Origin of the sequence: Paraburkholderia sp. BL10I2N1 (assembly GCF_004361815.1) — a bacterium.
Classification (GTDB): Bacteria; Pseudomonadota; Gammaproteobacteria; order Burkholderiales; family Burkholderiaceae; genus Paraburkholderia.
The window spans coordinates 620,700-634,754 of record NZ_SNWA01000003.1 but is presented as its reverse complement, the minus strand read 5'-3'; the positions used below and the strand labels follow the sequence as shown (position 1 = coordinate 634,754).

The window sequence follows — 14,055 nt, the reverse complement described above, 5'->3', positions numbered from 1 at the left end:
CCCGGCGCTCGTCGCGATACCCCCTCGATTCGCCATGTCTCCAGTCAATGGAATTTACGGAAGTACACAGACCATGTTCACACCCGACCTGCTTAAGGACAAAAAGATTCTGATCACCGGCGGTGGCACCGGCCTTGGCAAAAGTATTGGCCGGCGCTATCTGGAACTCGGAGCGGAACTGGTGATTTGCGGACGCCGCAAGGAAGTGCTCGACGCTACCGCCAATGAATTTCGCAGCGCTATCAGCGGGTCCCGTGTCACCACGATCACCGCTGACGTGCGCGACGCCGAGTCGGTCGAAGCGATGATGGACACCATCTGGCGTGATCGTCCGCTGGACCTGCTGCTCAACAACGCAGCAGCCAATTTCATCGCGCGCACCGAAACGCTCTCGGCGCGTGCGGTCGATGCGGTGCTGGACATCGTGCTGCACGGCAGCTTTTATTGCACGATCGCCGCGGGGAGGCGCTGGATCGACGCCGGGCGCAAGGGCAACGTGATCAGCACAGTATCAACACCGACCATCACGGGTTCGGCTTTCACCGTGCCGTCCGCGGCTGCGAAGGCCGGCGTGCTCGCGATGACACGCAGTCTCGCGGTCGAATGGGGGCCGAAGGGAATTCGGCTGAACGCCGTGGCGCCGGGCCTGTTCCCGACCGAAGGCGCCTGGGAACAGCTCTACCCACCAGGTTCACAGGTGGAACCGCAGGATCGCAGCGTGCCGCTGCGGCGCTTTGGCGACCATATCGAACTGGCTGATCTGTACGCGTACCTGGCTTCCGATGGCTCCGGATACATCACTGGCGACATGATCGTGATCGACGGGGGCCGCTGGATGCAGGGCGTGGGTGGTCCCACGTTTCGTGCGATGCAGGACTGGAGCGACGAGCAGTGGGACGCCATGCGTGCTCACGCGAGGAAGAGCTGAGCATGGGACCGCTCGCTGGCATCAAGATCATCGAACTGGCCGGTATCGGGCCGGGCCCGATGTGCGCAATGCTGCTCGCGGACCTCGGTGCAACGGTGTTGCGTATCGAACGGCGGCAACCCGTCAGGCTCGGCATCGAGCGTCCGTTGCGTTACAACCTGCTGCTGCGCAATCGCAGGACGATCGCACTGGATCTGAAGGATCCTGCCGCCATCGACCTCGTGCTGACGCTGGTGGAGGGGGCAGACGCGCTGATCGAAGGTTTTCGCCCGGGCGTGACCGAGCGCCTGGGCCTCGGGCCGCAAGTGTGCCTGGAACGCAATCCAAAGCTGGCCTACGGTCGCATCACCGGTTGGGGGCAGGAGGGGCCGCTCGCACCATATGCGGGTCATGATCTGAACTACATCGCGATCACGGGCGTGCTGAACGCGATTGGCCGTCGCAATCAACCGCCATCGATCCCTTTGAACCTGATCGGCGACTACGCAGGCGGCTCGCTGTATCTGGCAATGGGTCTGCTCTCCGCCATCCTTCACGCCCGTGAGGGCGGCACGGGGCAGGTGGTGGACGCGGCAATCGTCGATGGCACTGCGAATCTGGCCACGACCTTTTTCGGCATGCAGGCGGCGGGTATCTGGCGTGACCAGCGAGGCACCAATATCACCGATTCGGGCTCGCATTTCTACGACGTCTACGAATGCGCCGACGGCAAGTGGATTACGGTGGGTCCGATTGAAGACAAGTTCTATCGGGAACTGCTGCGTCTGCTCGATATCTCGCCGGACACGCTCGGTGCCCAGCTCGAGCAGAACAACTGGCCGGCCGCGCGTGCCGTGTTCGCGCTCAGGTTCAAAACCCGCAGCCGGGCTCAGTGGACCACCTTGCTGGAGCATTCGGATGCATGCTTCGCCCCTGTTCTATCGTGGTGCGAAGCGCCTGAGCATCCTCATCTGAAGGCGCGCGGAACCTTCATCGAAATCGACGGGATCGTGCAGCCCGCGCCCGCGCCGCGCTTTTCCGCAACGGTGCCCGCGACGCCGACGCCACCCGAAGCACCTGATCCCGCGACTGTCGATGCCGCGCTGTCGGTCTGGCTCGACACTCAGAGAATCAATGAACTGAAACAGGCAGGGACTCTGGCTTGAGAGACCGATGAGCGGGATAAAAGGAATGGACGGCGATCCGCGCCGCGGCAACGAATCGAGACGAGACACTCATGGATCTGCGATACACCGATGAAGAACTGGCTTTCCGCGATGAGGTGAGAGCCTTTTTCAGGGAAGCGTTGCCCGAAGACATCCGTCGCAAGGCAGCGCTGGGACAGCGCTACTCCGCGAATGATTTGCGTCGCTGGCAGCGCATCCTGTACGAACGCGGCTGGGCGACACCGGCGTGGGACAAGGCGTGGGGTGGAACGTGCTGGAGCGCGGTGCAGCAGTACATCTTCAAGGAAGAGCTGCATATGACGCCCGCGCCGGAAACGCTGTCGTTCAACGTCAACATGATCGGCCCGGTGCTGATCGCATTCGGCAGCGACGAGCAGAAGCGCGATTTTCTGCCGCGTATCGCAAGTCTCGAATACTGGTTCTGTCAGGGCTTTTCGGAGCCTGGCGCCGGGTCTGACCTGGCGGCGCTGCGCACGCAGGCTGTTCGCGAAGGCGATCATTATGTGATCAACGGACAGAAGCTGTGGACCTCGACAGCCCATCACGCGGACTGGATGTTCTGCCTCGTGCGCACCGACGCGAGCGCGAAGAAACAGCAGGGCATCACGTACCTGCTGATCGACATGAAGACGCCCGGCTTGACGGTGCGCCCGATCATCACGATCGATGGTCATCATGAAACCAACGAGGTGTTCTTTGATAACGTGCGCGTGCCCGTGACGAACCGGATCGGCGAAGAAAACAAGGGGTGGGATTACGCCAAGTATCTGCTCGGCAACGAGCGCAGCGGGATCGCACGCGTGGGTGTGTCGAAGATGCGGATCCGGCACGCCAAAGACCTCGCGAAACGCGTGCCGTGCGGCGACGGCGTGCTTTGGGACGACCCTCATTTTCGCGAGCGGGTCGCGGCGATCGAGGTCGAACTGAAGGCGCTGGAGATTACCCAGATGCGTGTCATTGCCGAAAGCACAGCGCGGGCTAGCCATGTGCCCGATCCCAAGACTTCGATCCTGAAAATCAAGGGTTCGGAGTTGCAGCAGATGGCAGCTGAGCTTCTTCTGGAAGTGGCGGGGCTCGACGCGTTACCGCTCGATCTCGACTTCCTGCGCGGACTCGCTGACCCGATCCGCGACCCGGAATGGGCGCTGACCATCGCACCGAACCATTATTTCGCGCGTCATGTTTCGATTGTGGGCGGATCGAACGAAATCCAGAAAAAACATTCTCGCCAAGTCCGTTCTCGGACTCTGAGCGTCTATCGAAACGCGGAGAAGCATCGGCCATGGACTTTGATTTCACCGACGAGCAACGCATGCTCAAGGACAGCGTCGAGCGACTCGTGATGGACGAGTACAGCTTTGAACAGCGTGCACGCTACCTGGCTGAGCCGGAAGGGTTCAGCCGGACTCAGTGGGCCCGCTACGCCGGCATGGGCCTGCTGGGCCTGACGTTCGATGAAGACTTCGGCGGCAGCGGTTGCGGCCCGGTCGAAACGATGATGGTGATGGAAGCGTTCGGACGCGGGCTCGTTGTCGAGCCCTATCTTGCGACGGTAGTGCTCTGCGGCGGCTGTATCCGTCTTGGCGGCAGCGTCGCGCAGCGCGAAGCGATCCTGCCGGGCATTGCCGACGGCTCGTTGCTAATGGCATTCGCGTACGCCGAGTCACAGTCGCGCTACGACCTCGCCGACGTCGCCACGACCGCACGCCGCAACGGCGACGGCGACGGCGACGGCTGGATCCTGGACGGCGCGAAGCGCGTTGTCGTACACGGCGGCAGCGCGGACCGGCTGATCGTGTCAGCTCGCGTTTCAGGCGCACGCCGCGCTCGCGATGGAATCGCGCTGTTTCTGGTCGATGCGAACGCTCCGGGTCTCACGCGCCGCGAGTACCCGACGCAGGATCGACTGCGCGCGGCGGATATCGACCTGGCGGGCGTGCGCGTGACCGACGCCGATGTCATCGGCGTTGCCGGCGCGGCGCTGCCGCTGATCGAATCGGTCGTCGCGCAGGCGATTGCCGCGCTATGCGCCGAAGCGGTCGGGGCGATGGCGGCGGCGTACGAGGAAACCGTCGAGTACCTCAAGGTGCGCAAGCAGTTTGGCGTCGCCATCGGTTCCTTCCAGGCATTGCAGCACCGCGCGGTGGACATGCTGGTCATGGTCGAGCAGGCACGCAGCATGGCGCTGTTTGCCACGATGATGAGCGGGGAGCAGGACGTAGCGGAGCGCGAACGCAGCATCGCGGCGGCCAAGGTGCAGATTGGCCGGGCTGCGCGCTTTGTGGGCCAGCAGGGCGTGCAACTGCATGGCGGCATCGGTATGACCGAGGAATGCAAGGTTGGCCACTACCTGCGCCGCCTGAGCGTGATCGACATCCTGTTCGGCGCTGCCGAACACCATTTGGCCCAGCTCGCCCGCGCGGGCGGACTGATCGACGCGGCTGCGTAAGTGCGTCGCCTTGTTATGTGACCGGAACCATTCAGATGAGCAGACTCTCCCCCTCCGATCCGTATCGGGAACTGCGCGACGCGTTGCGCGAGCTGTCGAAAGAATTCCCTGACGAGTACTGGCGCCGCATCGACCACGAGCGGGTCTATCCGGAAGCATTCGTCGATGCATTGACGCGCGCGGGCTGGATGGCCGCGCTGATTCCGCAGGAATACGGCGGTTCAGGGCTCGGACTGACCGAGGCGTCCGTCATCATGGAAGAGATCAATCGCAACGGCGGCAACTCGGGCTTTTGCCACGGGCAGATGTACAACATGAACACGCTGCTGCGCAACGGCTCCGAGGAGCAAAAGCGGGCGTACCTGCCGAAGATCGCTAGTGGCGAACTGCGTCTGCAGTCGATGGCTGTGACCGAACCGACCACCGGTACGGACACCACCAAAATGAAAACGATGGCGGTGAAGAAGGACGGCCGCTATGTCGTCAATGGCCAGAAAGTATGGATTTCTCGCGTACAGCATTCGGACACGATGATCCTGCTGGCGCGCACCACGCCGCTCGCCGAGGTCAAGAAGAAATCCGAAGGCCTGTCATGCTTTCTGGTCGACTTGCATCAGGCGATCGGCAACGGTCTGACCGTGCGTCCGATTCCGAACATGGTCAACCATGAAACCAATGAACTGTTCTTCGACAACCTCGAGATCCCGGAAGAGAACCTGATTGGCGAGGAAGGCAAGGGCTTCAAGTACATCCTCGATGGACTGAATGCAGAGCGCGCACTAATTGCCGCGGAATGTATCGGCGATGGCTACTGGTTCGTCGATCGCGCGTCGAAGTACGCCTCCGAGCGGCAGGTGTTCGACCGGCCCATCGGCATGAACCAGGGGGTGCAGTTCCCCATCGCCGAGGCCTATATCGACGTGCGGGCCGCAGATCTGATGCGTTACAAGGCATGCGAGCTATTCGACGACCACCAGCCGTGCGGTGCCGAAGCGAACATGGCCAAGCATCTGGCTGCCACCGCCTCATGGAAGGCCGCTAACGCGTGCCTGCAAACGCACGGCGGCTTCGGTTTTGCTTGCGAATACGACGTGGAGCGCAAATTCCGCGAAACCCGTCTGTATCAGGTAGCGCCCATTTCGACCAACCTGATCCTGTCGTACATCGCCGAACACGTGCTGGACATGCCGCGCTCGTTCTGAGCCGCGCACCTTCGAGGGAGATACTCATGCGCTACGAGACCATCCTGTACGACGTGAAGGACCGTATTGCCACCGTCACGCTGAACCGTCCGGAACACATGAACACCTGGAACGACCAGGTGGCCACCGAGGTTTACGAGGCCATGCAGGCGGCGGGCGCGGACCGCGGCGTGCGCGTGATCGTGTTCACAGGAGCGGGCAAGGCTTTCTGCGCCGGAGGCGACATTCACAGCTTTGGTGGCGATCCACACGCGCTGATGACCAAGCTGCCGCGTCCCTTCGACATGCGCAAACGCGCCGACTGGCAAACGCGCTGTTCGTACTACCCGGCGATACCGAAGCCCGTCATCGCCATGCTAAACGGCGCGACAGTCGGCATCGGGCTGATTCACGCGCTGTTCTGCGACATCCGCTTCGCCGCCGAGGACGCCACGATTACTACTGCGTTTGCGCGTCGCGGGTTGACGGCTGAGTATGGCATGGCGTGGATCCTCTCGCACCACGTCGGACATGCCCGCGCGCTTGATCTCCTGTTGTCGGCACGCAAGATCAAGGGGCTCGAAGCTGAACGGATGGGCCTTGTGAACCGCGCGTTCCCGTCGAGCGCGTTGGCCGACGAGACCTATGCCTATGCACGCGACCTGGCCGAGAACTGCTCGCCCCGCTCGATGCGCGTCATGAAGGCGCAGTTGTGGGAGGTGCCATTCCAGACGCCGCATGAAGCGATCATGTCCGCCGGGCTGGACATGCCCATCGCCAATCAGTGCGATGACTACAAGGAAGGCATCGCGAGCTTCCTGGAGAAGCGCAAGCCGAATTTCGCCGACGATTGATACGTTACGGGGCAAAGTCATGCTGAACTACGAAGTCGTCAAGAACTGGCCGATAGAAGACGTCACCCAGACCTACACTGCGCGCGACGTCATGCTGTACGCACTTGGCCTTGGCATCGGCAGCGATCCGCTGGACGCTCAGCAGCTTCGCTATGTCTACGAGAAGCAGTTGCAGGCGATGCCGACCTGTGCCGCTGCGTTTGCCTGGCCCAAGTCATGGATGCGCGATCCGCGCGCGGGCGTCGATTATCTGAAGCTGGTGCACGGCGAACAGGATGTTCGTTTCCTTCATCCGATGCCGTCGGCGGCTACCATCGTCAGCAAGACGCGCGTGAGCCTGGTTTCGGACAAGGGGGCGGGCAAGGGCGCAATTGTCGAACTGAAGCGCGATCTGGTCGAAGAGGCGAGCGGCGAACGGCTCGCGGAAGTACGGCAAGTGTCGTTTCTGCGAGGCGACGGCGGCTTTAGTGCGGAATCTGGTATGAGCGACCCACCGCCCGAGGCGCTGCCACCGGTTCCCGAGCGCGCGCCAGACAGAGAATTCGTGTTCTCGACATCCACTCAGGGCGCGTTGATCTATCGGCTGTCCGGCGATTCGAATCCGCTGCATGCCGACCCCGAAGTCGCCGCGAAAGCGGGCTTCAGGCAACCGATACTGCACGGACTTGCGACATACGGCATCGCGGGCTACGCGGCGATCCGCAACTGCGCGGGTAACGATGCCGCACGGCTGAAGCGGCTTGCGCTTCGGCTCACGTCGCCGGTCTATCCAGGCGAAACCATCCGCTTCCAGTTCTGGCGCGAGAGTGACACACGTTTGCATTTGCGCGCGCGAGTCGATGCGCGCGATGTGGTGGTGTTGAACAACGGTATCGTCGAAATCAGCTGAACAAAGGCCCGGGCATTTGTCGTGCGCAGGTGGAAGGTCAAAGGAGTGTGTTTATGGATTTGCGAGAAAGTCTCGAAGACAAGGCCTTTCGCGCATCGGTTCGGGAATTCGTGGCGGCCCGGTTACCCGTGGATATCCGCGATCGCGTGCTGAATTTTCGCCATGTGCCACGTGAAGACTACGTGCGCTGGCAGCGCATCCTCGCGGCCAACGGCTGGGGCGCGCCCGCGTGGCCAGTCAAATACGGCGGCGCGGGATGGAACGCCACGCAGCGCAATATCTTCGATGAAGAATGCTTCACCGCGGGGGCGCCGCGCCAGATGCCCTTTGGCCTGTCGATGGTCGGACCGGTGCTGCAAAAGTTCGGTACGCCCGCGCAACGCAACTATTTTCTTCCTCGCATTGTGTCGATGGAGGACTGGTGGTGTCAGGGCTATTCGGAGCCCGGGGCCGGTTCCGATCTGGCGTCTCTGAAGACCCGCGCCGAGTGCGTTCCGCGTGACGGCGAACCGTTCTATATCGTCAACGGCCAGAAGATCTGGACGTCGTTCGCGCAGTGGGCCAACTGGATTTTCTGTCTCGTGCGCACGCATAGTGACGGTCGTCCACAGGAAGGCATCTCGTTCCTGTTGATAGACATGAAGACGCCCGGCATTACCGTGCGGCCGATCAAGACACTCGACGGAGGGCATGACGTCAACGAGGTGTTCTTCGAGAACGTCGAAGTACCGATTCGCAATCTCGTCGGTGAAGAGCATCGTGGCTGGACGATCGCGAAATATCTGCTCGGCCATGAGCGCACCAACATCGCCGGGCTTGGCAACTGCAAACGCTTCATGCGCCGCTTGAAGGAAATTGCGCGGACCGAGGTCAAGCACGGCAAGCCGCTAATCGACGACGTTCGCTTTCGCGACAGGATCGCGAAGGTAGAGATCGACCTGATCGCGCACGAGTGGTCGCTGTTGCGGGTAGCTTCCGCTGAATCGGCGGGGCAGACGATTGGTCCCGAAGCGTCCGTGCTGAAGATTCGCGGCTCGGAGATCCAGCAGGAACTGACGGAACTGATTATGGAATGCGCCGGCCCTTACGCTGTGCCGTTCGTCGGTGAAGCGCTGAACGCGGACTGGAGCGGAGAAACGGCCAACGGCGAGTTGCTCAACGCGCTCGCCGCACACTACCTCGACTGGCGCAAGATCTCGATCTATGGCGGCTCGACCGAGGTGCAGAAAAACATTATCGCCAAACTGGCGCTCGGCATCTGAGGATACGTCATGGACTTTACGCTCGTCGAAGAGCAACAGATGCTGGCCGACGTGGTTGGCCGTTTCGTCGACAACGAATACGGCTTCGAAGCGCGCCGGCGGCTGGCCGCAACGCCACAAGGCTGGTCTGCTGAGCACTGGTCGACGCTTGCCAAAATGGGTCTGCTGGCGTTGAACGTGCCCGAGCAGTACGGCGGCCTTGCAGCGTCGCCGGCCGAAACCATGATCGTGATGGAAGCGTTTGGCCGGGGACTTGTGCTTGAGCCATACCTTTCATCGGCTGTGCTGGGTACGAGACTGATTGGCCGCGCCGCCCATGAGACTCATAAGGCCTCATGGCTCAATAGTCTCGCCGGGGGCACCCTGAAGACCGCGCTCGCGACGCTCGAACCGGGCGCGCGGTTCGATCTGTGGAACGTGACCACGATGGCGAGAGCATCCGGTACAGGCTACGTGCTGAACGGTCGCAAAGGCGTCGTCCTGCACGGCGACAGCGCCGACGTGCTTCTGGTCTCCGCGCGCACATCAGGCGGCGCTACGGACACGGCGGGCATCACGCTGTTCGCGGTCGACGCGAAGGCTCCCGGCGTGACGGTCAAAGGCTTTCCGGCACTCGATGGTCAGCGGGTCGCGGAGATCACGCTAGCGGAGGTGGAGGTCGGTGCGGACGCAGTGCTCGGCGCGGTGGGCGAGGGCTACCCGCTGCTGGAGTGGACCGTCGATCACGGCATCTTCGCGTTGTGCGCGGAAGCCGTGGGGACGATGGCGAAACTGGCCGATCTGACCTACGACTATCTGCGCACGCGCAAGCAGTTCGGCTCGCCGATCGGCAAGTTCCAGGCGCTGCAGCATCGCGCCGCCGATATCTTGACCGCTGTGGAGCAGGCGCGTTCAATGGTCTATTTCGCCGCCGCAAAGCTCGATGGCGACGACGCGAGCGAGAGCCATCGCGCTGTCTGCGCAGCAAAGGCGATGATCGGCCGTAGCGGGCGCTTCATTGCGCAGCAGGCCGTGCAATTGCACGGCGGGATGGGAATGACCGATGAACTGTCGGTCGGCTGGTACGTGAAGCGCCTGACCTGTATCGATATGACCTGGGGCAACATCGAACATCACGTCGAACTGTACGGGGCTTATCTGTAAGCATCATTCATCTGTAGGCCGGCGCGATACCTGCTACGCCGGTACGTCCGGTCACCTCGAGAAAAGGAGACACCGAATGTCAGCAACTGGTCAAGCAGCCCTTCCCGAGTCGGCGCCGATTCCCGCACACGTACCCCCGCATCTGGTTGTGGATATGGACATCTACCATCCTCCCGGCGCCGAAGATGACTACCATCTCGCGCTGAAGAGGTTGCACGACGACGGCATTCCCGACATCTTCTGGACACCACGCAACGGTGGCCACTGGATCGCGACGCGCGGCGACGACATCTATCAGATCTTCAAGGACTACGAGAATTTCTCGTCGAAGCAGTTGACCGTGCCGCTGGTCGAGCATGCGCCGCTGCCGCCGATCTTCTTCGATCCGCCATTGCACACGGCGTACCGTGCGCTGATTGCGCCGGCCTTCATGCCGCAGGCGATCAGCAAGCTCGAAGAGAAGGCCCGCGAGATGACGATCGAGTTGATCGACGGTTTTTATCAAAGGGGCGAGGTGGAATTTGTGTCCGGCTTCGCGCAACATCTCCCGATTGGCATCTTTATGAACATGGTCGCGTTGCCGCCAGAAGATCGTGACTATCTCCTCGGTCTGGCCGACAAGATGGTGCGGCCCGCAGCGGCGCAGGAAAAACTGACGGCGCTCGGTGCGATTTTCGAGTATCTCGGCGTCAAGATCGCCGAGCGGCGCGCCAATCCAGGCGACGACCTGATCAGCCGCATCGTTCAGTCGAACATCGACGGGCGTGCGCTAACCGATCAGGAGCTCAAGGGCCTCTGCGGACTCGTGCTGATTGGCGGGCTCGATACGGTCGCGTCCGCGATGGGCTTTATCGCGAATTTTCTTGCGAAGAGCCCGGTGCATCGCAAGCAGCTGATTGAGCATCCAGAACTCACACAAAAGGCGGTCGACGAACTGTTGCGACGCTTTCCGGTGGTGAATCAGGGACGTCGCATCACGCACGACTTCGAATACAAGGGCGTGCAGATGAAGGAAGGCGACATGATCATTATTCCGACCACGCTGCACGGTCTGGACGATCGCAAGTTCAACGATCCGCTTGCGGTGGACTTTTCTCGTCCGACGCCGATTCATTCCACTTTCGGTAACGGCGCGCATCGCTGTCCGGGATCATTTCTCGCGCGCGTGGAACTCAAGGTCTTCCTGCAGGAGTGGCTCAAGCGTATTCCCCACTTTCAGGTCAAGCCGGGTGAAAAGGCGGGTGTGCATGGCGGCGTCAACGGCACGCTTTATTATCTGCCGCTGGTGTGGGACGTGCGTTAAGAAGAGCGATGGGGCGCTTCGGCGCCCTGTTGTCCTGGGGTAGCTCGACGGCCATTGGCCGTCTCTGCGCTCAATATCGAACTTGAGATGCCACGGTTTCATCGTGCTGATGTACTAGAGGCCGCCGCGCTGCTCATACGTCTCAAGATAGCGCCCGAAGCCGTGCAGGCGGCTAAAAGGGGCGTCTGAGTCTGGAGGCCAGAGGATCCGATCTTCCAATTGCCCCTGCGACGGCCTGGTCATGCAAGGTCAGGAAGTGATCGACGGGCTGCCTGTGAGCGAAGCGGGCGCGTTTGCTTCACGCGCCCACGTCGTTCCGGTCAGCCCCGTGTAGTCTGTTCAGCGGTGGCGCTGCCCGTTGCGCCAGGATTCTCGGCACGCACCGCGCGCAGCGGTTGCTGCGGCGCTTCGGCCTTCACGGGCGTCGCCGCCGCTTTGCTTGCCGCATCGGAAATGCCGCGCAGCAGGAAATGCGACAGGGCGGGAATGAGGATCAGCGCGCCGATCATGTTCCACAGGAACATGAATGTCAGCAGGATGCCCATGTCCGCCTGAAACTTGATCGGCGAAAACGCCCACGTAATGACACCTGCCGCAAGCGTCACGCCGACCAGCGCGACCACCTTGCCAGTGAACTGCACCGCATGACGGTACGCGGCCGCCAGCGGCTGCCCGGCTCGCTGATACGACAGCTGAACGCTCAGCAGATAGAGTGCGTAGTCGACGCCGATGCCGACACCTAACGCGATTACCGGCAATGTCGATACTTTCACGCCGATACCGAGCACCACCATCAACGCTTCGCAGAGAATCGACGTGACTGCGAGCGGTACGACAGCGACGATCACAGCGCGCCAGCTACGGAAGGTGATGAAGCAAAGCAGGATTACCGCTCCATACACCATGAACAACATCAACCGGTTGGCCCGCGCGACGACTACGTTCGTCACCGCATCGATGCCGGCGGAGCCGGCCACCATCAGAAACTGGTGATCCTTGTCGTCGTGTGCCCTGGCAAAATCTTCAGCGGCTGCCATGACGCGCGCCAATGTTGCTGCCTTGTGGTCCGTCAGGTAGGCAATGATCGGCGCGGTCGTACATGTCGCATTCAGCAGGTCCGGGTGGTCGAGCACGATCTGCGAGACGGTCTTGTTCTGGATGGACGGCACCCGGTCGATCGTGTACCACTTCGGGTAACCCTCGTAGAACCCGGACGTGACCCAACGGGAAAGGGCGCCGATCGAGGTGGTGGTCTGGACGCCAGGCACGGTGCGTAGCATGGTCTCAAGCCGGTCGGCTTCGACTGCAAGCGGAAAGTTGTTGCCGTCACAACTGGTTTGCGCAGACTTTCCGATGATCACGAACAGATCGCTCGATAATCCGTAGTGTGCATTGATGTAAGCGTTGTCGATGTTATAGCGGGAGTCTGGTCGCAGTTCCGGTGCGCCTGCGTCGAGGTCGCCGATCTGAAGCTTCAGACTGACGCTCCAGCCCATAACGGCGAGGAGCGCTGCGCACACAATCGCCGCAGTGGCCCAGCGACGCTCAGTGAAACGGTCGAGCAGATTCCATAGCGAACCCGTCGCATTGTGCCCCACGTTTTCTTCTTTCTCAGTCTTGACACTGCGCCGCGCAGCCGACGGGCTGACGCCGATGTACGAAAGCAGTACCGGCAGCAATAGCAGGTTCGTGAACACCAGCACGCCAACCCCGACGCTCGCGGTAAAGGCGAGATCCTTGATGACGGGAATGTCGATCACCATCAGCACGGCGAATCCGACCACGTCCGCGAGCAGGGCGGTGAGGCCGGCAAGGAACAGACGCCGGAAGGTGTAACGTGCGGCGACATACTTGTGTGTGCCTCGGCCGACATCCTGTGTGATGCCGTTCATCTTCTGGGCGCCGTGCGACACGCCTATCGCGAACACAAGGAATGGCACCAGGATCGAGTAGGGGTCGAGCACAAAACCCAGCGTCTTGATGATGCCAAGCTGCCAGATCACGGCGATCAGCGAGCAGCTCACGACCAGCAGAGTGCTGCGAATGCAGCGCGTGTACAGAAAAATCAGTACGAGTGCGATCAGTGCCGACACCCCGAAGTACATCGTGATGAGCTTGAGCCCCGATATCAGGTCGCCGACCAGCTTGGCGAATCCGACCACGTGTACGCGGACCTCGCCATGCGACTCGCGCTGCAGGACGTCTTCGATCTGGTGAGTGAGCTTCGCGTAATCAAGCGGCTTGCCAGTATCAGGGTACGCGTCGAGCAGCGGGATCTGGATCATGCTCGACTTCAGATCATTCGCGACGAGGCTGCCGACTATGTTGGCGCGCGCAACATTGGTGCGGAGCCGGTCGATCTGCGCGGCTGAGCCGTCGTAGCTTTCGGGCATGACAGGACCGCCCGCAAAGCCATTTTCAGTCACCGTATTCCAGCGCACGATCGGCATCCACAACGATTTGACGCCTGGCCGATCGACGCCCGGGATCAGGAACAAGGCATCGTTGATCCGTTTTAGCGCATTCAGATAGGTTGGATCATAAACATTGCCGTTCTTCGCTTCGACGACCACGCGGATCGAATTACCGAGACCCTTGAGATCTGCCTTGTTCGTCAGATAGTTGCGGATGGAGGGGTGCGAGAGCGGGATCATCTTCTCGAAGCTTGCATTGACTTCGAGCCGCGACGCCTGAAAACCGAGAATTACTGTCACGATTGCGCAGATCAGCACAAGCCACGGACGACGATTGAAAATGAGCCGTTCGAGTGCGTTTCCGGAACGCCGGTCGAACATAGTGGGATCAGTGACTACCGGCATCTTGTCGAATTGGGCGTTGTTACCTGCCGCCATGTCTGACTCCTGGAATGCGATGGAATAA

General features: G+C 61.3%; 10 protein-coding genes and 1 pseudogene. 10 read left to right on the top strand and 1 reads right to left on the bottom strand.

The window, feature by feature from the left end:
* Positions 1–73 precede the first annotated feature (73 nt).
* The 10 genes and pseudogenes from B0G77_RS40930 (at position 74) to B0G77_RS40885 (ending at position 11,175) form a co-directional block, all read left to right on the top strand.
* Positions 74–928: an SDR family oxidoreductase gene (locus B0G77_RS40930; RefSeq protein WP_133667529.1), complete on the top strand. Its 855-nt coding sequence runs from the start codon at positions 74–76 to the stop codon at positions 926–928.
* 2 nt (positions 929–930) lie between these two features.
* A complete protein-coding gene (locus B0G77_RS40925; protein WP_133667528.1) occupies positions 931–2,073 on the top strand; it encodes a CaiB/BaiF CoA-transferase family protein in 1,143 nt (380 codons plus the stop codon).
* Between the two features lie 71 nt (positions 2,074–2,144).
* A pseudogene (locus B0G77_RS40920) lies at positions 2,145–3,345 on the top strand (acyl-CoA dehydrogenase family protein).
* 31 nt (positions 3,346–3,376) lie between these two features.
* Complete coding sequence (locus B0G77_RS40915) at positions 3,377–4,543, top strand: acyl-CoA dehydrogenase family protein (protein ID WP_133667526.1); 1,167 nt, start codon at positions 3,377–3,379, stop codon at positions 4,541–4,543.
* A 35-nt stretch (positions 4,544–4,578) separates the two neighbouring features.
* A complete protein-coding gene (locus B0G77_RS40910) occupies positions 4,579–5,745 on the top strand; it encodes an acyl-CoA dehydrogenase family protein (protein ID WP_133667525.1) in 1,167 nt (388 codons plus the stop codon).
* A gap of 26 nt (positions 5,746–5,771) precedes the next feature.
* Positions 5,772–6,578 (top strand): enoyl-CoA hydratase, encoded by an 807-nt coding sequence (locus B0G77_RS40905; RefSeq protein ID WP_133667524.1) that lies wholly within the window; start codon positions 5,772–5,774, stop codon positions 6,576–6,578.
* A 19-nt stretch (positions 6,579–6,597) separates the two neighbouring features.
* Positions 6,598–7,467 (top strand): MaoC/PaaZ C-terminal domain-containing protein, encoded by an 870-nt coding sequence (locus B0G77_RS40900; RefSeq protein ID WP_133667523.1) that lies wholly within the window; start codon positions 6,598–6,600, stop codon positions 7,465–7,467.
* Positions 7,468–7,520: 53 nt separating this feature from the next.
* Positions 7,521–8,729 carry an acyl-CoA dehydrogenase family protein gene (locus B0G77_RS40895; RefSeq protein ID WP_133667522.1) on the top strand — a complete coding sequence of 403 codons (1,209 nt, stop codon included), beginning with the start codon at positions 7,521–7,523 and terminating at the stop codon, positions 8,727–8,729.
* 9 nt (positions 8,730–8,738) lie between these two features.
* Positions 8,739–9,872, top strand: coding sequence for an acyl-CoA dehydrogenase (locus B0G77_RS40890; RefSeq protein ID WP_133667521.1), 1,134 nt, complete (start codon positions 8,739–8,741; stop codon positions 9,870–9,872).
* A 76-nt stretch (positions 9,873–9,948) separates the two neighbouring features.
* Positions 9,949–11,175: a cytochrome P450 gene (locus B0G77_RS40885; protein WP_133667520.1), complete on the top strand. Its 1,227-nt coding sequence runs from the start codon at positions 9,949–9,951 to the stop codon at positions 11,173–11,175.
* Positions 11,176–11,495: 320 nt separating this feature from the next.
* On the opposite strand, the gene B0G77_RS40880 is transcribed toward B0G77_RS40885, so the two are convergent.
* A complete protein-coding gene (locus tag B0G77_RS40880; protein WP_133667519.1) occupies positions 11,496–14,027 on the bottom strand; it encodes an MMPL family transporter in 2,532 nt (843 codons plus the stop codon).
* Between the last annotated feature and the right edge of the window lie 28 nt (positions 14,028–14,055).

What these genes read in the sequence shown, in the direction of transcription:
- B0G77_RS40930 (WP_133667529.1), top strand. Translation starts at nt 74, where the DNA reads ATGTTCACACCCGACCTGCTTAAGGACAAAAAGATTCTGATCACCGGC.
- B0G77_RS40925 (WP_133667528.1), top strand. Translation starts at nt 931, where the DNA reads ATGGGACCGCTCGCTGGCATCAAGATCATCGAACTGGCCGGTATCGGG.
- B0G77_RS40915 (WP_133667526.1), top strand. Translation starts at nt 3,377, where the DNA reads ATGGACTTTGATTTCACCGACGAGCAACGCATGCTCAAGGACAGCGTC.
- B0G77_RS40910 (WP_133667525.1), top strand. Translation starts at nt 4,579, where the DNA reads ATGAGCAGACTCTCCCCCTCCGATCCGTATCGGGAACTGCGCGACGCG.
- B0G77_RS40905 (WP_133667524.1), top strand. Translation starts at nt 5,772, where the DNA reads ATGCGCTACGAGACCATCCTGTACGACGTGAAGGACCGTATTGCCACC.
- B0G77_RS40900 (WP_133667523.1), top strand. Translation starts at nt 6,598, where the DNA reads ATGCTGAACTACGAAGTCGTCAAGAACTGGCCGATAGAAGACGTCACC.
- B0G77_RS40895 (WP_133667522.1), top strand. Translation starts at nt 7,521, where the DNA reads ATGGATTTGCGAGAAAGTCTCGAAGACAAGGCCTTTCGCGCATCGGTT.
- B0G77_RS40890 (WP_133667521.1), top strand. Translation starts at nt 8,739, where the DNA reads ATGGACTTTACGCTCGTCGAAGAGCAACAGATGCTGGCCGACGTGGTT.
- B0G77_RS40885 (WP_133667520.1), top strand. Translation starts at nt 9,949, where the DNA reads ATGTCAGCAACTGGTCAAGCAGCCCTTCCCGAGTCGGCGCCGATTCCC.
- B0G77_RS40880 (WP_133667519.1), bottom strand. Translation starts at nt 14,027, where the DNA reads ATGGCGGCAGGTAACAACGCCCAATTCGACAAGATGCCGGTAGTCACT.